20 protein-coding genes are annotated in these 25,243 nt (G+C 66.2%); 8 read left to right on the plus strand and 12 right to left on the minus strand.

Features of this window, described 5'->3' with window-relative positions:
* Positions 1-241: 241 nt before the first annotated feature.
* The 3 genes from CK498_RS11755 to CK498_RS11765 all read left to right on the plus strand — a co-directional run bounded on the left by CK498_RS11755 (position 242) and on the right by CK498_RS11765 (position 5,976).
* Positions 242-1,636: an FAD-dependent oxidoreductase gene (locus CK498_RS11755; protein ID WP_095621048.1), complete on the plus strand. Its 1,395-nt coding sequence runs from the start codon at positions 242-244 to the stop codon at positions 1,634-1,636.
* 136 nt (positions 1,637-1,772) lie between these two features.
* Entirely contained in the window at positions 1,773-2,909 is a 1,137-nt protein-coding gene (locus CK498_RS11760; RefSeq protein WP_095621049.1) for an efflux RND transporter periplasmic adaptor subunit, read from the plus strand.
* Position 2,910: 1 nt separating this feature from the next.
* Positions 2,911-5,976 carry an efflux RND transporter permease subunit gene (locus CK498_RS11765; RefSeq protein ID WP_095621050.1) on the plus strand — a complete coding sequence of 1,022 codons (3,066 nt, stop codon included), beginning with the start codon at positions 2,911-2,913 and terminating at the stop codon, positions 5,974-5,976.
* A gap of 29 nt (positions 5,977-6,005) precedes the next feature.
* Here the strand turns inward: CK498_RS11765 and rsd are convergent, their stop codons facing one another.
* The 6 genes from rsd to CK498_RS26545 form a co-directional block, all read right to left on the minus strand.
* Complete coding sequence (gene rsd / locus CK498_RS11770) at positions 6,006-6,509, minus strand: sigma D regulator (RefSeq protein WP_095621051.1); 504 nt, start codon at positions 6,507-6,509, stop codon at positions 6,006-6,008.
* 98 nt (positions 6,510-6,607) lie between these two features.
* Complete coding sequence (locus CK498_RS11775; protein WP_095621052.1) at positions 6,608-7,033, minus strand: hypothetical protein; 426 nt, start codon at positions 7,031-7,033, stop codon at positions 6,608-6,610.
* A 93-nt stretch (positions 7,034-7,126) separates the two neighbouring features.
* Complete coding sequence (locus tag CK498_RS11780; protein WP_229359054.1) at positions 7,127-7,648, minus strand: disulfide bond formation protein B; 522 nt, start codon at positions 7,646-7,648, stop codon at positions 7,127-7,129.
* Between the two features lie 47 nt (positions 7,649-7,695).
* Positions 7,696-9,312, minus strand: coding sequence for a glutamate--cysteine ligase (gene gshA, locus CK498_RS11785; protein WP_095621318.1), 1,617 nt, complete (start codon positions 9,310-9,312; stop codon positions 7,696-7,698).
* A 162-nt stretch (positions 9,313-9,474) separates the two neighbouring features.
* Positions 9,475-11,823: a Tex family protein gene (locus CK498_RS11790; RefSeq protein ID WP_095621054.1), complete on the minus strand. Its 2,349-nt coding sequence runs from the start codon at positions 11,821-11,823 to the stop codon at positions 9,475-9,477.
* A 74-nt stretch (positions 11,824-11,897) separates the two neighbouring features.
* On the minus strand, positions 11,898-12,176 hold the full coding sequence (locus CK498_RS26545; protein ID WP_229359055.1) for a DUF1127 domain-containing protein: 279 nt from the start codon (positions 12,174-12,176) through the stop codon (positions 11,898-11,900).
* Between the two features lie 106 nt (positions 12,177-12,282).
* Here CK498_RS26545 and CK498_RS11800 point away from each other — a divergent pair, with 106 nt between their 5' ends.
* Positions 12,283-13,137, plus strand: a complete 855-nt coding sequence (locus CK498_RS11800; RefSeq protein WP_095621056.1) for a LysR substrate-binding domain-containing protein — start codon at positions 12,283-12,285, stop codon at positions 13,135-13,137.
* Between the two features lie 64 nt (positions 13,138-13,201).
* On the opposite strand, the gene tcuB is transcribed toward CK498_RS11800, so the two are convergent.
* Together tcuB and tcuA are read right to left on the minus strand one after the other, a co-directional pair.
* A complete protein-coding gene (gene tcuB / locus CK498_RS11805) occupies positions 13,202-14,311 on the minus strand; it encodes a tricarballylate utilization 4Fe-4S protein TcuB (protein ID WP_095621057.1) in 1,110 nt (369 codons plus the stop codon).
* Positions 14,298-15,722 (minus strand): FAD-dependent tricarballylate dehydrogenase TcuA, encoded by a 1,425-nt coding sequence (gene tcuA / locus CK498_RS11810; protein WP_095621058.1) that lies wholly within the window; start codon positions 15,720-15,722, stop codon positions 14,298-14,300. The genes tcuB and tcuA overlap by 14 nt, the downstream gene beginning before the upstream one ends.
* Positions 15,723-15,834: 112 nt before the next feature.
* Between tcuA and CK498_RS11815 the strand changes: the two genes are divergently transcribed.
* Entirely contained in the window at positions 15,835-16,524 is a 690-nt protein-coding gene (locus CK498_RS11815) for a GntR family transcriptional regulator (protein WP_095621059.1), read from the plus strand.
* Between the two features lie 8 nt (positions 16,525-16,532).
* On the opposite strand, the gene CK498_RS11820 is transcribed toward CK498_RS11815, so the two are convergent.
* From CK498_RS11820 to CK498_RS11835, 4 genes are all read right to left on the minus strand, one after another.
* Positions 16,533-18,011 (minus strand): aldehyde dehydrogenase, encoded by a 1,479-nt coding sequence (locus CK498_RS11820; protein WP_217987757.1) that lies wholly within the window; start codon positions 18,009-18,011, stop codon positions 16,533-16,535.
* Between the two features lie 39 nt (positions 18,012-18,050).
* Entirely contained in the window at positions 18,051-18,536 is a 486-nt protein-coding gene (locus tag CK498_RS11825; protein WP_095621061.1) for a hypothetical protein, read from the minus strand.
* Positions 18,536-20,008 (minus strand): tripartite tricarboxylate transporter permease, encoded by a 1,473-nt coding sequence (locus CK498_RS11830; RefSeq protein WP_217987758.1) that lies wholly within the window; start codon positions 20,006-20,008, stop codon positions 18,536-18,538. Before CK498_RS11830 ends, CK498_RS11825 begins: the two co-directional genes overlap by 1 nt.
* Positions 20,009-20,124: 116 nt before the next feature.
* A complete protein-coding gene (locus CK498_RS11835; protein WP_095621062.1) occupies positions 20,125-21,228 on the minus strand; it encodes a Bug family tripartite tricarboxylate transporter substrate binding protein in 1,104 nt (367 codons plus the stop codon).
* A 264-nt stretch (positions 21,229-21,492) separates the two neighbouring features.
* Here CK498_RS11835 and CK498_RS11840 point away from each other — a divergent pair, with 264 nt between their 5' ends.
* The 3 genes from CK498_RS11840 to CK498_RS11850 all read left to right on the plus strand — a co-directional run bounded on the left by CK498_RS11840 (position 21,493) and on the right by CK498_RS11850 (position 25,228).
* Entirely contained in the window at positions 21,493-22,275 is a 783-nt protein-coding gene (locus tag CK498_RS11840) for an SDR family NAD(P)-dependent oxidoreductase (RefSeq protein WP_095621063.1), read from the plus strand.
* A gap of 62 nt (positions 22,276-22,337) precedes the next feature.
* Positions 22,338-23,978 carry a thiamine pyrophosphate-binding protein gene (locus tag CK498_RS11845; protein ID WP_095621064.1) on the plus strand — a complete coding sequence of 547 codons (1,641 nt, stop codon included), beginning with the start codon at positions 22,338-22,340 and terminating at the stop codon, positions 23,976-23,978.
* 20 nt (positions 23,979-23,998) lie between these two features.
* Positions 23,999-25,228 (plus strand): MFS transporter, encoded by a 1,230-nt coding sequence (locus CK498_RS11850; protein ID WP_217987759.1) that lies wholly within the window; start codon positions 23,999-24,001, stop codon positions 25,226-25,228.
* Positions 25,229-25,243 lie beyond the last annotated feature (15 nt).

Genomic DNA, 25,243 nt, shown 5'->3' on the forward strand with positions numbered 1-25,243 from the left:
ATTTCGTTGTAAACCAATGATTTATCTGCTTATTTCCAGCCAATCTCAACCAAAGAGATACCTTATGGTCAATCGACTGAGCATAAAGTCGAGCTTTGGCATGGATTTAATTTGTCGACAAAGCGTCTATAATGCAGCCATCTGAATGACGTCGAGCCAGCGGTGATCGATCATCGCCGCCGGCCAGGGCCTTCGGTCACCGCCGAGGGATTCGTTCCGCACCAGGCAAGCGAGAGCCCCCATGTCCACACCGACCTATGATGTCCTGATCGTGGGAGGCGGCGTATCCGGCACCGCCCTTCTGTATGAACTGGCTCGCTACACCGACCTCAAGGCCATCGGCCTGGTCGAGAAGTACGATCACGTGGCGATCGTCAATTCGCACGGCCGCAACAACAGCCAGACGATCCACTGTGGCGACATCGAGACCAACTACACCCTCGACAAGGCCAAGGTGACCAAGCGCACCGCGGGCATGGTGGTCAACTTCGCCACCAAGCTGGTGCCCGAGGTACGCGACAAGATCGTCTACAAGTATCCCAAGATGGTGCTCGGCGTCGGCGAGCACGAGTGCGACTTCCTGCGCAACCGCTTCACCAAGTTCAAGGAGCTGTTCCCGCAGATGCGCCTGCTGGAGCGCGACGACATCGCCGAGCTGGAGCCCAAGCTGGTCGAGGGGCGCCCCTCCGAACAACCGATCGTGGCCATGGGCTCCACCGACGAATACACCGCGGTGAACTACACCACGCTCTCCGAGGCATTCGTCGAGGAGGGCCGCAAGAGCGCCGACGCCAAGGGCATGGCCTACGACGTCCACCTCTCCACGGCGGTGGAAGACATCCAGCAGGACGGCGAGCTGTTCACGGTCAAGACGCCCAACAAGGGCACCCTCAAGGCGCGCTACGTGGTGGTCAGCGCCGGCGGCCACTCGCTGCTGTTCGCCCACAAGATGGGCTACGGCCTGGACAAGTCGTGCTTGCCCATGGCCGGCTCCTTCTACTTCACGCCCAAGGTGCTCAACGGCAAGGTCTACACCGTGCAGAACGAGAACCTACCCTTCGCCGCGGTACACGGCGACCCGGACGTGCTGGTCGAGGACAAGACCCGTTTCGGCCCCACCGCGCTGATGCTGCCGCTGCTCGAGCGCTATAACGGCAAGACCTTCTTCGAGTTCGTCAAGGTGCTGCGCCTCGATCGTAACGTGATCAAGGCGCTGTGGGACCTGATGAAGGTGCGCGACATCCGCCGCTACATCTTCAAGAACTTCCTGTTCGAGGTGCCGGTGCTGCGCGAGCGGCTGTTCCTCAAGGACGTGCAGAAGATCGTGCCCAGCCTTAGCGTCAAGGAGGTCAGCTTTGCCAAGGGCTTCGGCGGGGTGCGCCCGCAGTTGATCGACAAGCAGCAGAAGAAGCTGGTGATGGGCGAGGCCAAGATCAACCCGGGCACCGGCATCGTGTTCAACATGACCCCGTCGCCGGGCGGCACCAGTTGCCTGGGCAACGCCGAGAAGGACATGTACCTGGCTCAGGAATTCCTCGGCTTCAACGTCGACAAGGAGGCCTTCGAGCGCGATCTGCTGACCGGCGAGATCCCGCTCACCGACCTCGAGCGCCCGGCGGCCAGCTCGCTGATGTAAGCCTGCCCCGCCCTGCGCACTGCGATACATGCCCCGGCTCCGGCCGGGGCATGTCGTTTCTCGCGGCCGGTTTGCGCTATGCTAGGCTGCGCTTGATTAGCGTCACCCCTCTCTACCGACTCACCAAGGAAGGCTCATGGTCGTGCGGCGCCCCTCTACCCCGTTTCTGCTGGCCCTGGCCTGCGGCCTGGCGCTGCTGGCGTGGATGCTGTTTGGTGACCTGCAGCGCTTCAGCGCCGAGGCGCCGGAGGCCGAACCCGCTGGCGATGCCACGCTGTCACGCGTCGAGGTACAGCGCAGCGAGGCCCAGCCCTTTGCGCCGCAGCTGACCACCCAGGGTCAGCTCGGCGCCTGGCGCGACATCGAACTGCGGGCGCGCCGCGAGGGCCAGGTCGAGGCGCTGCCGGTGGCCCAGGGCGAGCGAGTCGAGGCCGGCCAGACGCTGCTCGAGCTCGACCGTGAGGACCTGCCCGCCCAGCTTGCCCGCGCCGAGGCCGACCTGGAACTGGCCCGTGCCGAGCTCGATGGCGCCGACCAACTGCGCCAGCGCGACCTGGTGTCGCGCACCGAGCAGCTGCGCCTGGCCGGCGCCGTGGCCGGCGCGGTGGCCGAGGTCGAGCAGTTGCGCCAGATGCTCGAGCATACCCGCCCCACAGCGCCCTTCGCCGGCACCCTCGACCAGCTCGATATCGACCCCGGCGCGACGCTGCAGGTGGGTGAGGTCTATGCCCGCCTGGTCGACGATACCCAGCTGCGCGCCACTGCCCATATCGCCCAGCGCGACGCCCTCGACCTCGCGCCCGGCCTGCCGGTCAGCGTGCGCCTGCTCGACGGCAGCAGCCTCGATGGCGAACTCAGCTACGTGGCCAGCCGCGCCGATGAGGGCACCCGCAGCTTTGCGGTGGAGGCGCGCCTCGACAATCCGCAGCGCCGCCGCCTGGCCGGCGCCAGCGCCAGCCTCAGCATCACCCGTGCCGAGCGGCCCGCCCACCGCCTGTCGCCGGCGCTACTGGTGCTCGATGCCGATGGCCAGCTGGGCGTCTATGCGGTGGGCGACGACGACCATGTAGTGATCCATCCGGTGCAGCTGCTGGCCGCCGACAGCCGTCAGGCCTGGGTCACCGGCCTGCCCGACAGCGTCACCCTGATCACCCTGGGCGGCGGCTTCGTCAGTGCCGGCGAGCGGGTCGAACCGGTACCCGCCGAGGACGACGCCCTGCTCAGCGGCGACGACCTGCCGGAGGCGCCCGGCAGCGGCGGCGCGGTGCTCTGATATGCGAACCTTGATCGAGGCGGCCCTGCAGCGGTCGCGCACTACCCTGTTGCTGCTGGCGTTTCTGCTGCTGGCCGGCAGCGCGGCCTACCAGGTGATTCCCAAGGAAGCCAACCCCGACGTCGCGATCCCCATGATCTACGTCTCGCTGAGCCTCGAGGGTGTCAGCCCCGAAGACGGCGAGCGACTGCTGGTGCGGCCCATGGAGCAGGAGCTGCGCTCGATCGTCGGGGTGCGCAAGATGACCTCCCAGTCCAGCGAGGGCCACGCCTCGGTGACGCTGGAGTTCGACGCCGGCTTCGATGCCAACCAGGCCCTGGCCGACGTCCGCGAGCGAGTCGATATCGCACGCAGCTCGCTGCCCGACGAAGCCGACGAGCCGCGGGTGATGGAGGTCAACGTGGCACTGTTCCCGGTGCTTTCGATCGGCCTCTCCGGCGCACTGGAAGAACCCCGGCAGTTGGCGGTGGCGCGTCAGCTCAAGGAGGAGATCGAGGGCATTCCCGAGATTCTCGAAGTGGAAATCGGCGGTGAGCGCGAGGACCTGCTGGAGATCGTCGTCGACCCACTGGTGCTCGACAGCTACGGCGTCGACTTCGACAGCCTGTTCAACATGGTCTCGCGCAACAACCGCCTGGTGGCCGCCGGCAGCCTGGATACCGGCGCCGGGCGCATGGCACTCAAGGTGCCCGGGGTGATCGAACGCCTTGAGGACGTGATGGGCATGCCGGTCAAGGTCGAGCAGGACCGGGTGGTCACCTTCGGCGACGTGGCGCACATCCGCCCCACCTTCAAGGACCCCGAGGGTTTCGCGCGCATCAACGACCAGCCGGCGCTGGTGCTGGAGATATCCAAGCGCGCCGGGGCCAATATCATGGCCACCGTGGGGTCGGTGCGCCAGCTGTTCGACGAGGCCGGGCCGCTGCTGCCCGACGGCCTCGAGATCACTACCATCATGGATGAGTCCGAGACCGTCGGCGACATGCTCTCGGAGCTGCTCAACAACGTGCTCACCGCGGTGGTGCTGGTGCTGATCGTGATCCTCGCGGTGATGGGACTGCGCGCCGCACTGATGGTGGGACTGACCATCCCCGGCGCCTTCCTTACCGGCATCCTACTGATCTGGGCGGTGGGCTATACCCTCAATATCGTGGTGCTGTTCGCGCTGATTCTGGTCGCCGGCATGCTGGTCGACGGCGCCATCGTGGTCAGCGAGCTGGCCGACCGCAACCTCAACGCCGGCCAGCCGCCCTCCGAGGCCTGGGCCGGGGCGGCCTCGCGCATGGCCTGGCCGGTGATCGCCTCCACCGCCACCACCCTGGCGGTGTTCGTACCGCTGATGTTCTGGCCCGGCGTGGTCGGCGAATTCATGAAGTACCTGCCGGCCACGGTGATACTGTGCCTGCTCGCCTCACTGGCCATGGCACTGATTTTCCTGCCGACGCTCGGCAGCGTGGTGAGCCGCGGCCAGGCACGCCCCGCCGACAGCCGCGAGCCGCGCATCAGCCACGGCGGGCGCGCCTACCGACGTGCGCTGGGCTGGCTGCTGGCGCGGCCCGGCATGACACTACTCGCCGCCCTGGGCATCATGGCACTGGTGTATACCGGCTATGCGCGCTTCAACCACGGGGTCGAGTTCTTCCCCAGCGTCGAGCCCGACAGCGCCCAGGTGCTGGTGCGCGCCCGCGGCGATCTCTCGGCGCTGGAGAAGGATGCCGTGGTGCGCCGCGTAGAGCGCCGCCTGGCCGGAATGAGCGAGGTCCAGGCGCTCTATGCACGCTCCTTCGCGGTGGCCAACGAGCAGATGGGACCCGACGTGATCGGCCAGTTGAGCTTTCAGTTCATCGACTGGCAGCAGCGCCGCCCGGCGAGCCAGATACTCGCCGAGATGCGCGAGCGCACCGCGGACCTGCCCGGCGTGATCCTCGAGTTCCGCGAGCAGGAGCAGGGGCCCGCCGGCGGCAAGCCGATCGTGCTCGAGATCAGCGCTCAGGATCCGTCGCTTACCGACAGCGCGGTGGACGAGCTGCGCGCCGCCATGGGGGAGCTGGGTGGTTTTCGCGATATCGAGGACAATCGCAGCCTGCCCGGGGTGGAGTGGCGCATCGAGGTCGACCGCGAGGCGGCGGCGCGCTTCGGCGCCGACGTGGCGGCAGTCGGCAGCGCGGTACAGCTGGTCACCACCGGTCTGCAGGTGGCCAGCTACCGCCCCGCCGAAGTCACCGACGAGGTCGACATTCGCGTGCGCCTGCCTGAGGCGCATCGCTCGCTGGACCAGCTGCAGGCAATGACCATCAACACCGAGCGCGGCCAGGTGCCGATGAGCCACTTCGTCGAACTGACGCCGGCGCCCAAGGTCGGCAGCCTGCAGCGCATCGATGGCCGCCGCGCCATCACCCTGGAAGCCGACGTGGAGGCAGGCGAGCAGCCCGCCGAGCGCCTGCAGGCACTGGCCGGGGCCATGCAGGCCCTGCCCGACGGCGTGCTGGTCAATATCGCCGGCGAGCAGGAGGATCAGCAAGAGACCGCCCAGTTCCTGGTCAGCGCCTTCCTTGTGGCGCTGTTCTTGATGACGCTGATCCTGGTGACCCAGTTCAACAGCCTCTACCAGGCGGCGCTGGTGCTCTCGGCCATCGTGTTCTCCACCGCCGGGGTATTGATCGGCCTGCTGGTCAACGGCCAGCCGTTCGGTATCGTTATGGTGGGGATGGGCATCATCGCCCTGGCGGGCATCGTGGTGAACAACAACATCGTGCTTATCGATACCTACAACCAGCTGCGCCGCGACGGCCTGAGCAGCCCAGAAGCGGCACTGGAGGCCGGCGGCCTGCGCCTGCGGCCGGTGCTGCTGACGGCGATCACCACGGTGCTGGGGCTACTGCCGATGGTGCTCGGCATCAACGTCAACCTGTTTGCGCCGAGCCTCGGCATCGGCGCGCCGTCGACCCAGTGGTGGACGCAGCTGTCCAGCGCCATCGCCGGTGGGCTGACCTTCGCCACCGGACTGACGCTGCTGCTGACGCCGTGCATGCTGGTGCTGGGAGGTAAGATGTCATCGCGGCGGTGAAGGGCCGCCGCGGTCGCGTGAACAGTCGTTCAGGAAGTGGCGCGCAGGCTGGCTTCGGCGCCGGGCGGCGGCGAGTGGGCCGCGTGCAGGCGGCCGATCAGCTGGTCTTCGAGGGCGAACCGCTCGGTCAACCCCTTGGCGAGACGATCCAGCCAGGCCGGCAACAGCCCCAGATTGTGCTGGCACTTTACCGGCGAGGCATAGTCGGCATCGAAGGAGAGCACCAGCTCGGTGGACATATCGAGACGCTCGAGAAGACGCTCGGCAATCATCAGCGCCTCGTCGTCATTGAAGGCCGAGGCCTCCTCGCGCAGCTGCGGGTAGATCTCGAAGTGGCCGGCGCTGATGTAGTCCATCAGCAGTTCGCTGAAGGTGTCGACCTGAGCCTTGGTCACCGCCTCGAGCTCGACGTCGCAAGCTTCCTGCAGTTCGACGAAGCTGACAAGCAGTTCGCGGCGCTGCTCTAACCAGCGGTCGATTAGGCGATGTACACCACCCCAGCGTTCCAGGGCCGTCTTGCAATCTTCGAGCATGGGCGCCTCCCTTGCACATCCTGACCCGCCAACAGGGCGGACTGACAGACTCGCGCGACTGGCGAGCCGTGTCAATCCTCCATCGGGTGGGATTTGCCTCAACCGCGATCGACGCGGAACATCAGCGTGAACGACATGTTCTCATTGAGGCAGAGCCGCGAGCTGCAGGCCTGGAGTTGGCGCATCTCCAGGTAGTAGGTGCCGGCGTCGAGGCGCTCGGCGATGCGGAAATTGAAGCCCTCGCCGCTGTCGCGATCCTCGGCGATCAGCTGGCCGTCGGCATCCAGCAGGCGGCCGTTATAGCCACCGGGTAAGGTGCGCATGACCGGCGTAGTGGCACTCAGAATGACGCTGGTGGGACGGTCGAGGGTGAAGCGGAACAGCCTTGAACCGGAGGCCAGTTGGCCATAGTAGGTCTGGCCGGGGCGCAGCTCAGTGGCACGCTCCTGCTGCATGGCGGTGGTCGAACAGCCGGCCACCAGCAGCATCACGAACAGCATCAGGGGAAGAGTCAGAAGGCGCATACCAGGTTCCTTATATCTGGGTTACCGAACGAGTGCATCCGGGTTGCCGAAAAACGATCACCCGCGGGTGAGGTGTCGAAACGGTAGCATATTTCAGCTGCCGCGCACCGCCCGAATGCCGCGTACCAGCATCGCCAGCGGCGCGACGGCCAGGATCACGAAACCGATCAGCGTCCAGCCGGGTAACGAGATGCCGAGGAACAGAAAGTCGATCTCGGCGCACTCGCCGGAGCCGGACAGCACCCTGGCCAGCACGTCGCGCCACGGCAGGATGTCCATCATGTAGTCGAGCCCCGGGCCGCAGCTCGGCACCTGGTCCGCCGGCAGCGACTGCAGCCATAGGTGGCGCCAGGCCACGCCGATGCCGCCCAACACCGCCACCAGCCCCAGGCCACCATACACGATCATGCCGGCGCCGCGCGGGTTATGCAGGGCTGCCACCAGCAGCACCGCCGCTGCCGCCAGCACCGCGACGCGCTGGAAGATGCACAGCGGGCAGGGCTCGAGCCCAACGCCGTGCTCGAGCAGCAGGGCCACGGCCATCATCAGGCCACAGAAGGCGAGCCCGGCAAGGCTCCATTGGCGCGCCGACAGCGCCTTGAGAGTTGAGGTCACGCGAATTCCTCGAATGGTGTCCATGTGGCTCGTTGAGAGGCTGGCAATCAGACGGCACGCGCCGCCCGGGGTTCACGTGCACGGGTGAAATAGCCGTTGAGGAAGGCACTGAAGCTTTCGCTATCGGCGGCCTCGAGCTCGCTCTGCTGGCGATGCGACGTCTCGATCAGCTCGTCGAGCAGCGCCCGGTGGGCGGCGTCCATCGGCTCATCGCGGAACTGCTCGGCCTGCTCCCGGGCCAGCGCCAGCATCGCCTCGGCGAAGCTTTCCTGGGTCTCCTGGAGCCTGGCCATGACGCGTCCCGAGGGGGTCAGTGAGGGATCATCGAGCAGCGGTGCCAGCCCGTGTACCGCAGCGCTGTGGGGGCTGCCCTCCTCACGGATGTCGAGCAGTTCGGCCACCGCCTCGAGCTCGGCGAATATCTCGGCCCCGCGGCCGGCCACCGAGCGCAGTTCGCCGTCGATGCTCAAGCGCATCGCCGGGTCGCGACCGCGCTCCACTACCAGCCGGCGGTTGTCGTCGAGATGGTCGCACTCGTCGTCGGGGATCCACGGGCTGTCCGCCAGCAGGCACCACATCAGGAAGGTGTCCAGGAAATACATCTGGGCGGCGTCCACGCCCAGCGGCAGAAACGGATTGAGATCCAGGCAGCGCACCTCGATGTACTCCACCCCGCGCGCCTCCAGCGCCTGGCTGGGCGTCTCGTCGTGACGCGCCACGCGCTTGGGGCGGATGTCGCTGTAGTACTCGTTCTCGATCTGCAGGATATTGGCGTTGAGCTGCTGCCACTCGTTGCCCTGCCTCACGCCCAGCGACTGGTACGGCGCCCAGGGCGTGGAGATCGCATGGCGCAGGGTGCCGACATAGTTCGACAGCGAGTTGAAGCAGATCTTGAGCTGCTCCTGGACCTTGTTCTGGTAGCCGAGCCCGGACATGCGCAGGGTAGTGGCATAGGGCGCCAGCAGGGTGTCGCGGCCGTGGGCTTCGAGCCACTCGGGGGCAGGCTTGTCGTCGAGGAAGCTGCGGTCGATGGCCGGCGACGCGCCGAACAGGTACATCAGCAGCCAGCTGTTGCGGCGAAAGTGGCGAATCAGCCCGAAATAGCGGCTCGAACGGTAGTCGGCGTCCGACGAGGCGGCGGTATCCGGCGCCTGGGGGTCCAGCTCGCGCAGCAGCGGCCACAGGTCGTCGGGCAGCGACACATTGTAGTGAACCCCGGCGATGGCCTGCATGATCCGCCCGTAGCGCACGTCGAGCCCCTTGCGGTAGACGTGCTTCATGGTGCCGATATTGGAGCTGCCATAGTCGGCGATCGGCACGCTGTCATTACCGTCAAGCCGCGCCGGCATGCTGGCCGGCCAGATCAGCTCATTACCCAGGTAGTGGTAGCTGAAGCGATGCAGGTCGCCGAGAAAGCCCAATGCATCGTCGGGCCTGCAATACACCGGCGTGATGTACTCGAGCAGCGCCTCGGAGTAGTCGGTGGTGATATGCGGGTGGGTAAGCTTCGAGCCCAGTGCATGGGGGTGCGGGGTCTGGACGATGCGGCCGGTAGCATCGACGCGCAGCCCCTCTTTCTCGATGCCGCGGCGCAGGCGACCGATCTGCCCCTCACGGGCCGGCGCCTTGAGCCGGGCGATAACGGAAGCGAGTTGCTCGGACAAGGTAAACACCCCATGGCATGGAAGGATGGGGCCCGGCCCCTCTTCGCTGATGAAACGGGACGAGCGTCGGGAAGTCCGCGACGCTCGCACAAGTGACACATTATGGTGCCTGGTCGAGACCTTTCAAGGCGCCAGGCGTGAAAGATGTTTTGCCGCCAGGCACTACTTGTCCTTACGCCGCGCCTGCAGCAGCGCGGCACCCAGTGCACCGACCTGGCCGCTGGCCTGCCCCTTGCCCTGCCCCGACGGGTTTGCATCGCGCTTGCGCGCGGGCTTGTCGGCACGCGCCTGACGCGCTCCACCACGGCTCTGCTGCTCCTCGGGCCGGTCGTCGAGGCGCATCGAGAGGCCGATTCGCGCGCGCTCCAGGTCGACGCTCATCACCTTGACCTTGACGATATCCCCGGCCTTGACCACCGAGCGCGGGTCGTCGACGAAGGTGTTCGACAACGCCGAGATATGTACCAGGCCATCCTGATGCACGCCGACATCGACGAAGGCGCCGAAGTGGGTAACGTTGGTCACCGTGCCTTCGAGTAGCATGCCGACCTCGAGGTCCTTGAGGGTCTCGACGCCCTCGCGGAACTCGGCGGCCTTGAACTCGGGACGCGGGTCGCGGCCCGGCTTGTCGAGTTCCTTGAGGATATCGCTGACGGTGGGTACGCCAAAGCGCTGATCGGCGAAGTCCGCCGGCCTGAGCGACTTGAGCGTGGCGCTGTCGCCGATCAGCCCGGCCAACGGCCGCCCGCTGCGCTCGGCAATGCGCTCGACCAGCGGGTAGGCCTCGGGGTGCACGGCGCTGGCATCCAGCGGGTTGTCGCCGTTCATGATGCGCAGGAAACCGGCGCACTGCTCGAAGGTCTTGGGGCCCAGCCGGCTGACCTCGAGCAGCGCGCGGCGGCTGCTGAAGGCGCCCTCGGCATTACGCCGCGCGACGATGTTCTCGGCCAGTCCCAGGTTGAGCCCGGAGACCCGCGACAGCAGCGCCACGGAGGCCATGTTGAGGTCGACGCCCACGGCGTTGACGCAGTCCTCGATCACCGCCTCCAGGCTGCGCGACAGCTGTACCTGGGAGACGTCGTGCTGGTACTGGCCGACGCCGATCGACTTGGGCTCGATCTTGACCAGCTCGCCGAGCGGGTCCTGCAGGCGCCGGGCAATGGAGACCGCGCCGCGGATGGTGACGTCGAGGTCGGGGAACTCGCGGGCGGCATACTCCGAGGCCGAATAGACCGAGGCCCCGGCCTCGCTGACCATGACCTTGGCCAGCTGGCGCGGCGCCAGGCGTTTGATCAGCTCGCCGGCCAGCTTGTCGGTCTCGCGGCTGGCAGTACCGTTGCCCACCGCAATCAGCTCCACGCCGTGGCGCTCGACCAGCTTGCCGAGCACCGCCAGCGACTCGTCCCAGCGTTTCTGCGGCGCGTGGGGGTAGATGGTGGCGTGCTCGAGGAACTGGCCGGTGGCGTCCACCACCGCCACCTTGCAGCCGGTGCGCAGGCCGGGGTCGATGGCCAGCGTCGCCTTGGGTCCGGCCGGCGCCGCCAGCAGCAGGTCCTTGAGGTTGGCGGCGAAGACCCCGATCGCCTCCTGCTCGGCGCGTTCGCGCAGGCGCCCCATCAGCTCGGTCTCGAGGTGGGTATAGAGCTTGACCCGCCAGGTCCAGCGCACCACCTCGGCCAGCCACTTGTCGGCGGCCCGCCCGCGGTCGCTGATGCCCATATGCTGGGCGATGGCCACCTGGGCCGGATGCAGCGGCGCCTCGTCCTCGCCGGGCAGCTTGATCGCCAGGCTCAGCACGCCCTCGTTGCGGCCGCGGAACATCGCCAGGGCGCGGTGCGAGGGGGTCTTGGCCAGCGCCTCGTCGTGCTCGAAGTAGTCGGAGAACTTGGCGCCCTGCTGCTCGTGGCCGGCGATCACCCGCGCACTCAGCTGGCCCTCGGCCCATAGCCGCTCGCGCAGCTTGCCGACCAGCTCGGCCTCTTCAGCGAAGCGCTCCATAAGGATCTGCTTGGCGCCGTCGAGTGCCGCCTTGGCGTCCTCAACCGCCGGCGTTTCGCCCTCGGCGGGACGCAGGTAACGGCTGGCCTCGGCTTCCGGGTCCAGGGTCGGGTCGGCGAGCAGCGCGTCGGCCAGCGGCTCGAGGCCCGCCTCGCGGGCTATCTGGGCCTTGGTGCGGCGCTTCTTCTTGTAGGGAAGATAGAGATCCTCGAGCCGCTGCTTGGTGTCGGCCGCCTGGATCTGGCGCTTGAGGTCGGCGTCGAGCTTGCCCTGCTCGTCGATGGCGGCGAGCACCGCGGCGCGACGCTCCTCGAGCTCGCGCAGGTAGACCAGGCGTTCGTCGAGCTGGCGCAGCTGAGTGTCGTCGAGACCACCGGTGACCTCCTTGCGGTAGCGCGAGATGAAAGGCACGGTGGCCCCGCCGTCGAGCAGCTCTACCGTGGCCGAAACCTGCTGGGGGCGGACACCGAGTTCGTCGGCGAGGCGGGCAATGATAGCGGCGTGTGCGTCCATGACATCCTTGATGTAGCAACGGCAAAAGATCGCGCCAAGGTACCATAAACGCCACGCCATCGCCGTAGTCAGCCTCAGCGCCGCCAGCCGATATCGTCCCAGAAGTGGCGACGACTCTCGCGGTTTGCCTCGTGACGTGTCAAGCCAATATCCCGCAGCAGTTCATCGCTGAGCTCATGCAGCTGATTGCGCTCACGACGAAGCTGGGCGAGCCGGTCCATGCGGCGTGCCCAGCGCCATAGATGCGTGACAAAGCTCAGGCGTTGCCACCCGCTAGCGAGACCATGCGCGACTGGGGGGCAGTCATGGGGCTTACCCGAGGAAACCGCAGGGCAGGTCGATTCGGTGGTCATGGCAACTTCCTCCTGAGGGGTGTGGAGAAAGTGTCAGACAGCGCTTAGAATCAATCCAACGAATACTCGTGATGCATACCATCAACCCACATGATGGAAACTCGAGATGCTACAGACGATCGATCATGAGCTACTGCGCACCTTTGTCGCCATCGTCGACCACGGCGGCTTCACCCACGCCGCCAAGGCGGTGAATCGCACGCAATCGGCGGTAAGCATGCAGATCAAGCGCCTCGAGGAGGATGTGATTCAGCGCCAACTGTTCGAACGGCAGGGGCGCAGGATGTTGCTGACCAGCGAGGGCACGACCCTGCTCGGCTATGCGCGACGCATCCTCGACCTGCACGGGGAAGCGCTTACCATGCTCCGCCAGCCAGACATGATCGGCAAAGTGAAACTCGGCGTGCCCGATGACTATGTGATGCGCTTCTTGCCAGGCATCCTCAAGTCCTTCTCTCATCACTGGCCGCTAATCGACGTGGAGGTGCACTGCGCTCCCTCCTCCGTCCTGCTCAACCGCCACAAGGACCAGCTCGACCTGAGCATCGTGACCCGCGAAGTGGGCAACGAGATCGGCGAGATTCTGCTGCAGGATCAAACGGTATGGGTGGTGGCGGGTTCACATACGACGCATCAGCAGTCTCCGCTGCCGCTGGCGCTGTTCGAGGAACCCTGTTTCTGTCGGCGCCACGCCTGCAATGCCCTGAGCCGGGTCGGCCTGTCGTATCGCGTTGCCTACAGCAGCCCTAGCCTGGCCACGCTGCAGGCCGTCGTCGGAGCGGGGCTGGCCGTCTCGGCATGGATGAAGAGCCTGGTCACGCCAGGCATGCGCATCCTCGACGAAGCGGACGGCTTCCCTCCCCTGCCGGACGCCTCCATCGTGCTACTACGGGCATCGGACACCCCCTCCCCGGCGGTGGCAGGCTTGGCACAGCACATCATCGAGGAGTTCAAGCTATAGGCACATTCGATTCAGATATCCCGTACTGCCGTCGCACAGAATAGTGACCTGCTGGCATCGATGCTCAGCGTCCGGCGCGATTGCGCTCCAGGGCGTTGCGATAGACCGCCAGCAGGCGATAGAAGCCGTGCACGAACTTGCCATACGGCATGGTGATAAATAACGCCATCACGACCCCCAGGTGCACCACCAGCATCACCCCCATCGCCGAGGTTTCGCGCAGCAACATCAGCGCCAGGCCGGTAAAACCGGTCAACCACAGCAGCGCGATAAAGGCTACGTCCATGCCCATCTGGCGCACGTCGGCGGTGTCCGGGTCGCGCACCAGCTTGAGGTATAGCAGCCCCGCCGGGCCGATCAGCAGGCCAATGCCGCCCAGGGTGCCGAACAGCTTGGGCAGGCTGGTGAAGTCGTAGGGCGCCTGCCAGCCGAACACGTAGTGATAGATGGTGCCGGTGACGGTGGCGGCGAAGCTGAGCATGAAGCCGTAGAAGGTGAAGTGGTGGAAGCGCCGCCGCCAGTGGGAGTGGTAGGCGTCGGGATACGTACACCCAACCTCGTTCTGACCGTGCAGGTGCTTGAGCGAGAAGGTCTCCTTGAGCGCCTGTCGCCAACTCAGCGCATCATGCAGCCCGGCCACGCCCTCGCCGCTCTCGCGCCAGAACCGCACCATCCCCATCACCAGCGCCAGCAGTACGAAGAGCGACACCGAGCCGAAGGTCACCACCATCACGTTATGCGGCATCAGTGCGTAGAAGTCGCCACCGTGCTGGGTAGTCACCAGCGCCGATAGCCCGCCATTGAGCCCGATGGCTATCAGCAGTAGCAGCGTTACCCCCACCGCCAGCGCCAGTGCGGCGAGCAAGCCGTTACGGTCGAACAGCTTCGCCAGCAGCCCCGGCCAAGCGTAGTCGCGATAGGATTCAGCGCGCAGCTTGGCCATCGACTGCGGTACGTTGACGGCGAACTCGTGGGGCGGCGCGTACTGGCAGGCGTAGTAACACTCGCCGCAGTTATGGCAAAGATTGGCCAGGTACTTGAGATCCTCGGGGGTGAAGGCGCGACGCCGCTCCATGGCCGGGAACACCGGGCAGAACCCCTCGCAATACCGGCAGGCATTGCAGATCGTCATGTTGTTACGGGTTTCCTCGATCAGTGCCTCAATCTTTTGCATAGCTGCCTGCCTCTGTGCCTGCGATGCGGCCGAACACGGTGCCGATGGTCATGCCGAAGCCGGCCACATAGCCCTGGCCGAGAATGTTGCCGGCCATGATCTCGCCGGCCAGAAAGACGTTGTCGGCCAGCTCACCGCTGTCCATGTACATGCGCGCCTTGTCGTCGACCTCGGCGCCCAGGTAAGTGAAGGTGATGCCGGTGCGCAGCGGGTAGCCGTAGAACGGCGGCTGGTCGATACGCTGTGCCCAGTGGGTCTTCTCCGGGGTGACGCCCTGGGTGTGGCAGTCATCGAGCACGCTGTGATCGAAGTGGCCGGGCTGCACCGCCGCATTGAAGTCGTCGACGGTCTTGCGTACCGCCGTGACCGGCAGCTCGAGCTTGAGTGCTAACTCTTCGAGGCTATCGGCCTGCTCAGGGGGAAACACCGAGGGCATGAAACGGCCCTGGGCCTTGGCATCGGTGATCGAGAAGCCCACCTGCCCCGGCTGCTTGGCGATCAGCCGCCCCCAGATGGCGTAGCGCTTGGGCCAGAAGTCCTCGCCCTCGTCGTAGAAGCGCTCACCGTCGCGGTTGACCACGATGCCCAGCGATACGCAGTCGACGCGGGTGACGATGCCGCCGTCGTACTTGGGTGCGCGGGCATCGATGGCCACCGCATGGCCCTGGGTCGGATCGCCGATAATCCTGGCGCCGTTGTCGATCAGCGCGCGCAGCATCTTGCCCTGGTTGAAGCGCGTTCCGCGGATCAGGAAATTGCGTGACACCTCCCCCCAGGCCTCCTCCAGCCACGCCTGGTTGGACTCGAAGCCCCCCGAGGCGATCACCAGCGCCTTGGCGCTGACCTTGCGCGGCGAGCCGTTGTAGTTGACCAGGGCGTGGTCGAAGCGCTTGCCGTCGAATACCAGCCGTTCGGCCTCGGCCTCGTAGAGGATCGTCACCCCCAAGCGCTCGGCGGCCTGGTAGTAGGTGTTGATCAGCGCCTTGCCACCACCCAGGAAGAAAGCGTTGGTGCGCCCCAGGTGCAGGGTGCCGCCCAGCGACGGCTGGAAGCGCACGCCGTAGCCTTTCATCCAGTCGGCACAAGTCTCCGAGGCGCGAATCACATGTCGCGCCAAGGCCTCGTTGGTGATGCCGCCGGTGACCCGCCACACGTCGTCGAAGAATTCATCCTCGAGATAGGCGTCGCTCAGCACGTCGGTGGGCTCGCGGTGCATGCAGCGCAGGTTGCGGGTATGAATGCTGTTGCCGCCGCGCCACTTGCGCGGCGCACTCTCCAGCAGCAACACGCTGGCACCCTGCTCGCGCGCCGACAGCGCGGCGCACAGCGCGGCATTACCGCCGCCGATCACCAGCACGTCGTGGCCGGTCAGGTCGGCATCGCTGAGTCGCTCTCCGGTCGATGACAGCATCGTGTTTCCCTCGCCTAAATAAATACAAATGTATCCACTAGTGTTCAAAATGACAAGACGTGTTCCCTGACATACCATGTCCACCCATCACCATCATTCGAGGCCCGCAGCCATGGCAGAGCGCAAGCCACGCAAGAGCGCCACTCCGGCGGCCAACCAGCGCGGCGAACCGCGCAGTGAACAGGCCTACCGCTTCATCATCGATGCCATCAAGGAGGGCAGCCTGACGCCCGGCACGCGGATTCGCGAGGTCGAGCTGGCCGAGCGCACCGGCCTCAGCCGCACGCCAGTACGCGAGGCGCTCAATCGCCTGCAACTCGAAGGACTGGTGGCCAACGATCCGGCGCGTGGCACTATCATCACCGAGCTCGACCACGGCATGGTCAGCGAGCTATATGCCATGCGCGAAGTGCTGGAAGGCACCGCGGCGGGGCTCGCCGCGCAGCACGCCTCGGAGGTCGAGATCGCCTTTCTGCGCGAAATCAGCGAGCGCGATGCGCGCCTTAGCGAGACCCGCGACCTGGTCAAGAACAACAAGCTGTTCCACAGCACCCTGTATCGCTGCGGCCACAACCGCTACCTGCTCAAGATGCTGCACTCGCTGCAGGAATCGATGATGCTGCTGGGCCGCAGCACCCTGGCCAAGCCGGGCCGCGCCGAGACCGCGCGCAGCGAGCACCGGGCGATCATCGACGCTCTCGAGGCCCGCGACCCGGAGGCCGCCGAGCACCACGCCCGCAGCCATATTCGCGAAGCCTACAAGGTGCGACTCGAGGCCTTCTTCGAGAGCTACGACGACTAGCTGTCAGGTCAGGTGCGGATGGCGAAGGGGTCGCGGGCCTCGCTGGACAGATCGATCATCAGGTTCTTGATCTCGAGGTACTCATCCAGCGCGTGCAGGCCACGCTCGCGACCGATACCGCTGGCCTTGACCCCGCCGAACGGCGCCTGGGCGGCACTGGTACGGTAGGTATTGACCCATACTCCGCCCACCTCCAGGCACCTGGCCACGCGGTGCGCCCGCGCCAGGTTCTGTGTCCACAGCCCGGCGACCAGGCCGTAGGCGGTACCGTTGGCAATGGCGATGGCCTGCTCCTCGGTGTCGAAAGGGATGATCGCCAGCACCGGGCCGAATACCTCCTCCTGGGCCAGCTCGGCGTCCGCCGCCACCTCGGTGAACACCGTCGGCTCGATGAAGTAGCCGCGCGCATAGGCCTCCCCCTGCGGCACACCCCCGCCCACCGCCAAGGTCGCGCCCTGCTCGCGGGCCCGCTGGATAAAGGCCTGCACCCGCTGATGCTGGGCCTGGGTCGCCACCGGGCCCATCTCGGTGGATTCGTCGCGGGGGTCGCCGACGCGAATCGCCTGGGCGCGCTGGCACACCTGGACCACCACCCGGTCGTAGATCTCGCGCTGCACCAGCAGCCGCGAGCCGGCAATGCAGGTCTGGCCGGCGGCGGCGAAGATCCCCGCCACCGCACCGGTCACCGCCTGCTCGAGGTCGGCATCGGCGAACACGATATTGGCCGACTTGCCGCCCAGCTCCAGGGTCACCGGCGTCAGGTGCTCGGCAGCTACCCGCGAGATTGCCTTGCCGGTGGCGGTGCCACCGGTAAAGCTGATCAGGTCGATACCCGGATGGCCGGTGAGCGCCGCGCCGACGCTGCCGTCACCGGTGACCACGTTGATCACTCCCGCAGGGAAGCCCGCCCTTTCGCACAGCTCGGCGAAGGCCAGGGTGGTCACGCTGGCCATTTCAGACGGCTTGATTACCACCGTGCAGCCCGCCGCCAGGGCCGGTGCCAACTTGTTGGCGAGTATCGCCATCGGCGAATTCCAGGAGGTGATCAAGGCCGCCACGCCGCGCGGCTCACGGGTGGTGAAGTCGACCAGCTCGGGGCGGTCCAGCGGGATGCTCTCGCCGTGAAGCTTGTCGGCCCAGCCGGCAAAGTAGCGGTAGTTACGCGCCGCGAAGCGCATCTGCACGCGGGTCTCACGGATCACCTTGCCGTTGTCGGTGGTCTCGAGCTGGGCCATGCGCTCGGCCTCGGCCTCGAGCAGCTCGGCCAGGCGCTGCATCAGCGTGGCGCGGGTCAGGCCGTTGGTGTATTTCCAGCCGCCGTCGAAGGCTTCCCGCGCCGCTTTCACCGCGGCGTCGACATCCTCGGCGGTGGCCTGGGGCAGGTGTGCCCAAGGCTGCTGGTCGACCGGGTTGAGAGCCGGGAAGGTAGCGCTATCGGCAGCATCCCGCCAGGCACCGCCGATATACATTTGGTAAGTGGTTGGCACGCAGGGACCTCCAGGTTAACGGGTGCTGAGGGGGTGCTTTCAGCGAAACGGATCGAAGAAGTAGCCCACCGGCCAGCGCATATTGAAGGCCTCGCTCAGGCCGAATAGCGCCGCCATCAATAGCGCCACGCCGATCAGCGTGGATAGCCAGCTCATCTTGCCGACCAGGCGACAGAAGGCGACGGTGAAGATTGCCGCCGAGGCCATCAACCCAATCAGGTAGATGCCCAGGTAGAGCCCCGCCAGCCAGCCCAGATAAGGGGCGGTACGGCGAAACTTGGCTCCCCACAGTGGCTCGTGCTGTGCCTTGCCGTCGACAGCCGGAACAGCGTTGTCACGCGACGCCCGCGAACGCCGCACGGTAAGCACGCACTCGACGCCGAGCAGCACCAGCACGGCGACCGACACCACCTGAGGCATCAGTCGCGCATTGAACGGATAGCCGGCGGCCACGTAGAGGGCCACGCCCATCGCCCCGGCCAGTACCGCGATAAACAGCAGTTCTTCGCGTAGTCGCTGTGTCATCAGGTTTCTCCCAGGCCCTTGCGTTTGGCGCGCACCCCGGCGATCACCACACCTACCGCCAAAACGCCGATGACGATGACGATGGGGTCTGCCAACCAAGACCAGCCGTAGCGCGAGGCAGAGATGGTCAGATAGCGCTCGATGCTCGGCGCCAGCACGAAGCCGATCAGCACTGGCGCCCGCGGCCAGTCATAGGACTTGAGCAGCCAGCCGAACAGGCCGATGACGATGAAGGCAACCAGGTCGCCCCACTGGTTGGTGTTCTGGTAGGCGCCGACCAGCATCACGATCAGCAGGAAGGGCGCGAACTTGGCGGCCGGGATGGTGCTCAAGCGAGCGATGGGCCGCGACAGCAGGAAGCAGGCGAAGGCACCCACGACATTGGCCAGCGCCAGGGTCCAGACGATGGTCAGGGTAATCGACAGGTCCGAAGTGAGCATCGACGGGCCCGGCTGGATACCCAGCAGGATCAGGCCACCGAGCAGCACCGCGGTGGTTCCGCTACCGGGAATGCCGAACAGCATGGTGGGGATCAGCGCACCGCCCTCCTTGGCGTTGTTGGAACTCTCGGGTGCGATGACCCCGCGCACATCGCCCTTGCCGAAGCCGCTCTTGTCCTTGGCGCTCTGCACCGCCTGGCCATAGGAGAGCCAGTCGACCACCGAACCACCGAGCCCGGGAATCGCACCGACCGCTACCCCCAGCGCCGCAGAGCGCAGCACCAGCCAGCGGTTGCGGAAGGTGTCGCGCACCCCGTCCTTCCAACCGCTGGAGACCTCCTTGACCTTGGAGACAGCGCGGTTGTCGGCCAGCAGATCGATGATCTCCGGCACCGCAAACAGGCCCATGGCCAGTATCGCCAGCGGTATGCCGTCCATCAGATAGACGCTGTCGCCGACGAAGCGGAAGGTCACCGTCGAGGGTGCCGAGCCGAGCATGGCGATCATGATGCCGATCAGGGTGGCGAGGATGCCGCGGAACGGATACTTGCCGGCCAGCAGGCCAACCACGCATAGCCCCAGCACAGTGAGCATGAACAGATGCGGCGACTGGAAAGCCAGTACCAGCGGCCGGGCCACGGGCAAGATGGCGAACAGCACCAAAGCGCCGATCAGGCCACCGACCAGCGAGGCGCTGAAGGCTGCGCTCAGGGCACGGCCGGCCTTGCCTTGCTGGGCCATCGGATAGCCATCGAGGATGGTCGCCTGGGACCCCGCCGAACCGGGCACCCCGATCAGGATGCTGGGAAAGGTATCGGCGGTAGCAATCACTGCCGCCATGCCGATCAGCATCGCCGTGGCGGCATGCGGATCCATGCCATAGATGAACGGCAACAACAGAGACATGCCCACGACGCCCCCCAGTCCGGGGAGAATGCCCACCACCAACCCGACGCTGATGCCCAATAGCATGAACACCAGACGGGAGGGATCGAGGACCAGCGCCAGGGCATCAAACGCAGCGGCTAACACGGCGTCGAGCTCCTATCTGCGAGTAAGGGGCTGGGCGCTGTCGCCTAACCCCGCGACAGCGCCTGGAAAGAGACCCGGGGAAAGGCCACGCCTCCCCGGGTGGCAACGGACGCCCCTTAGAGGTCGGCGTCGTAGCGCTCCTTGAAGGTGTCGCGCAGGTACTCGAGCGCCTCGTCGGAGATATCCAGGGTAGAACTCATGGCGGTGTAGGCGTCATCGCCCACCAGCCACTCGTAGGGACCGTTGGCCTCCTCGGAGGCGGCCATGAACTCCTCGTCCTGGCGCGCCTGGTCGAAGGCGTAGCGCAGGTCGTTGATCGAGTCCTCAGGAGCGTCGGCCTTAGCCCACAACATCTTGATGCTGCCCGCCGAGAGCACCGCACGATAGGCATCCCAGGCAAGGCCGGATGGCGCTTCGCCATGGCGCTCTTCATAGACCTCGGCCACGGTCGGCATGTCGGGGAAGGCCGGGTCACGCACCAGCTCACCCTGGGTATCGATGACGCCCATGCTGAACAGCGGCACCGCAGTGCCCTCCTCGACCAGCGGCTCGACGTTGGAGGTGTAGGCGCTGGTGGTCTGGAAGTCGAGGTTGGTCTCGCCCTGCTCCAGCGCCAGGCGGGTCGGCCCGCGGCTCTCGTAGCCGAAGATGGCATCGTGGGGCAGGTCGAGCAGTGCGAACGCGGCCAATGCCATGGAACCGATCGCCTGGGGCGAGACCTCACCGTAGATCAGCTCGTCGACATCCCACAGGTCGAGCGGCTCCTCGACGCCCAGGTCGGCACGAGCATAGACCACACCGCCCTGGGCCATGGCGACGATCGGCTCATAGTCGCGGAAGTCGTAGCGTACGGCGTCGGAGCCGTACATGAACGGGAACACCTGGCCGGCACTCTGCAGCAGTACGGTCATGCCGTCGCTTGCCGTGCGCAGCTGGAACTCGTTGGTGCCCTGCACGCCCCCAGCCCCCGGACGGTTGATCACCTGGATGCTGGCGTCGTCGCCGAGGAAGGGGCCGAGGGTCGCGGCAACATAGCGCCCCCAGGTATCGGCACCGCCACCCGGCGCCCAGGGTGTGAGGATTTCGAGGGTCTCGCCCTCGTAGAAGCCGGTCAGCTCGGCGTGGCTATTGGCCACTACTCCGGCACTCAGGCCGGCGGCGACCGCAAGCGTCAGCGCGCGACGGGTAAAGCGTGAGACGTGATGTCTGGCGTTATTCATATTATCAACTCCCGAGGTGGGTTTCCCGACTGGCAGAGCGCGCACATTCCCGCTGGACTTGGGCTCGCTACCACCACTTGCTGTTATTGTGTACCTGAGTATGCAATTGGGCTCAGTGATATGCAATAGTCAGGAAAAGCGGGGTATGCTAGCGGCAGGCCTCTGGCACGCTGTATTAAAGTGTAGACATTTGCATACGGAAACGTCGACGTCTGTTTCCGCGACGCATAGCGCAGAAGACGTCCAACCACAGGAGCAACGTGCATGGATATGGCACTCACTGACAAGGTGGCGCTGGTGACCGGTGCCAGCCAGGGAATCGGCTTCGAGACGGCCCTACTGCTCGCCACTGAAGGCGCCAGGGTGGCGCTGGTGGCGCGCCGCGAAGCCCCCCTGCTGGAGGCCGCCGAGCGCATCACCGCGCTGACCGGCCAGCGCCCGCTGACCATCGTTGCCGACATCGCCAGCGCCAACGGCCCCGCCGGGGCAGTGGCACGCACCGTCGAGGCCTTCGGCGGCCTGGATATCCTGATCAACAACGCTGGCAGCAGCGCCTCCGGCCCCTTCCTGGAGGCCGATGATGCCCTGTGGCAGGCCGATATCGAGCTTAAGCTGATGGGCGCAATACGCGGGATTCGTGCCGCCCTGCCGCACCTGGCAGCCTCGCCGGCGGCGGCGATCATCAACGTCACTACGGTGTCAGGCAAGGCACCACCGGCCAACACCCTACCCACCTCGGCGACCCGCGCTGCCGGTATCGCTCTGACCAAATCGCTGGCCAACGAACTCGGCGAGCAGGGTATCCGCGTCAATACCGTGTGCCTGGGCCGGGTACGCTCGGCCCAGGTCGAGCGCCGCTGGCAGCGCGAGGCGCCGGAGCTCAGTTGGGAGGACTACTCGGCGCGCCAGGGCCAGGCCATTCCGCTGGGCCGGCTGGGCGACGCCAAGGAGGTGGCCAATGCCATCGTGTTTCTGGCCTCACCGCGAGCCGGCTACGTCACCGGCGCCAGCCTCAACGTCGATGGTGGTCGCGGCGCCACCGTCTGACCTTCGCAATTCACTACGAGCCAACAACCAACGCCCAATAATAACCGTACAGGAGATTCGCCATGCCCAGCGTTGCCCAGACCCTGATCGACGGCCTGCGCCGCGAAGGCGTCACCCATGTGTTCGGCATTCCCGGCACCCAGAACCTGGCGCTGCTCGATGTGATTCGAGAGACCCCGGAGATGCGCTTCATCCTTACCCGCCACGAGCAGGGAGCGGCTTTCATGGCCTACGGCTACGCCCGCGCCGGCCAGCGCCCGGCGGTGGTCACCGCCACCGAGGGGCCTGGGGTGACCAACATGGCCACGCCATTCGGTGCCGCCTATCGCGGCAACGTGCCGCTGATCGGCATCAACGGCCTGCAGGAGGAGTGGCTGCGCGAGAAGGATGCCAGCCAGGAGATGGACCAGATCACCTTCTTCAAGCCGATTACCAAGTGGGCCTACTCCATCACCGGCCCCGACAAGGCCCAGGAGGCGCTGCGCAAGGCGTTTCGCACGGCACTTGCCGAGCCGCCGGGACCGGTTCACCTGGAGGCCTCCACTGCCATCTACCGCGCCGAGGTCGAGGCCGAGACACAGTCGCCGCAGCAGTACCGCGCCAGCGTGCTGCCCGAAGTGGCCGGCAGCTGCCTCGACCAGGCCGCAGCACTGCTGGCCACGGCCGAACGCCCGGTGATCCTGGCCGGCAGCGGCGTGCTGCGCGAGCGCACCAGCGCCGAGCTGATCGCCTTCGCCGAGCGGCACAACATTCCGGTCGCGCCGCTGCAGTTCAGCCCCGATGCCTTCCCCACCTCGCATCCGCTGGCGCTTGGGCCGCTGGGGCGCAACGGCTGGAACAGCGCCAACCGGGTGGTGAAGCAAGCCGATGTGATCGTCGCGGTGGGCGCGCGCATGGACCTGTTCTCGACCACCTTCAAGCACGGCCTGATTCGTGAGGAGGCTACCCTGATCCATCAGGCGGCCAGCGTCGACCCGATCGGCACGGTGTTTCCGGTGGACGTCGCTGCGGTGGGCAGCACGCCGAGCTTCCTGGCCGGCCTTAGCGCGCGCCTCGATGGCCAGCAGTGGAACTGGGTCGATGTGGCCGCCGAGGTGACGCGCTGGGAAGAGGAGCGCCAGGCGCTGATCGACCCCAGCGCCGAGCCGATCCAGCCACCGTTCGTCGCCGATGTGCTCAGGCGCACCCTGCCCAAAGGCGGTATCATGGTGGTCGACGCCGGCAATGCCGGCAAGCACGTACGCCAGCACTTCGTCAGCCATGCCCCGGACACCTACATGTTCATCGACAACTGGGCGGCGGTGGGTGCCGGCTTCCCTACTGCGCTGGGCGCGGCGCTGGCCCGTCCCGATGTGCCAGTGCTGGCGGTACAGGGTGATATGGGCTTCATGTGCAATATCGGCGAACTGGAAACCGCGGTACGCGAGAAGATCAAGCTGGTCGCGGTGGTGATCAACGACCAGGGGCTCGGCAACGAGCGCGCCTTCCAGGACGCCCACTACGACGGCCGGCACTTTGCCGTCGACTACCACAACCCCGACTTCGGCGTTCTGGCCCGCGTCTTCGGCGCCCACGGTGAACAGGTTACCCGCCCTGGCGACCTTGAAGCCGCCATGCAGCGCGCCTTCGCCGCCAACGGCCCGGCGGTGGTCGATGTGATGATCGACAAGCACCACCTGGCACCGGTGCTGTTCAAGGCCTGAGTCCCGAGACAAGGAGCATCATGGACGATAGCGCGACCCGCACGACCCCCGACCGCAGCGCAATCCGCAACCTGGTGATGGTCTGCATCGGCCTGACCAGTGTCTTCGTGGCCCAGACCATGCTGCTGCTGGCGGTGCCGCTGCGGGCGCTGGAGCTGGGCGCCAGTCCGTTGCTGGTGGGGGTGATCCTCTCGGCGCCCTATCTGCTGCCGCTAGTGTTGGCGATTCCGCTGGGCGGCATCGTCACTCGGGTCGGGCCGCAGAAGGTGTTCTTCATCGGCGCCATCGGCATGATGATCGGACCGTGGATCAGCCTTGCGACACCGACCTTTGGCGGACTGGTAGCCACCCAGATCGCCATCGGCCTGGCCCATGTGGTGATGGTCATCGCCGCCCAGTCGGTGGTCGCCGGGCTGGGCCGCGGCCGTGCGCTGGAACGCTATTTCGGCTGGTACACCATGTGCTTGTCGGGCGGCCAGCTGATTGGCCCGCTGCTCGCTGGCTACATGATCGACAGCCTGTCGATGGGTTGGGTGTTTGCCACCATCGGCGCCATCCCGGCCATCAGCCTGGTGAGTTCCTGCCTGTTCGTCGGCAACGCCCGGCGCGGCCATACCACGCCCCGCTCGCTGCTCGGCTACCGTGCCCAGGCCTCACTGCTGCGCGACAACATCGGCGTACAGATGTCGATCGCCGTCACTGTGGCAGTGCTATTTGCGCTGGGTGCGCATGCTGCCTTCCTGCCGGTCTATCTCGAGGAGCTGACCTTCTCGGCGACGCTGATCGGCGTGCTGGTCAGCCTCAGGGCGCTGGCGGCGATGGTGATCCGCCCCGTCATGCCGCAGATCATCCAGGCTTTGGGCGGACGCGGCAAGACAATGATCGCCTCGCTGGCGGCGGTGGCCATGGGACTGATGTGGACCGGCATGACCGGCAGCGTAGCAGCACTGGCGTTCCTGGCGATCCTGATCGGCCTGGGTTCGGGGATCTCCCAGCCGTTGTCGATGGTGATCCTCGCCGAGCACGTTCACCCCGAGCAGCGCTCCAGCGCGCTGGGCATGCGCCTGATGGGCAACCGTGGGGCTCAGGTGCTGGCACCACTGGTGCTCGGGGTAATCGCCGAGCTGGTCGGCTTCACCCTGACTTTCCTGCTGGCCGGGGCCGCCCTGCTGGCGGTGCTAGTCATCGTGGTACGCCTGCGCCCGGCCTTCGAGCACGCCGAAGCGGACAATGTCCAGCGTTGGTCCTGAGCGGCTTCCGCAGGT

This window comes from Halomonas salipaludis (assembly GCF_002286975.1).
Lineage (GTDB): Bacteria > Pseudomonadota > Gammaproteobacteria > Pseudomonadales > Halomonadaceae > Franzmannia > Franzmannia salipaludis.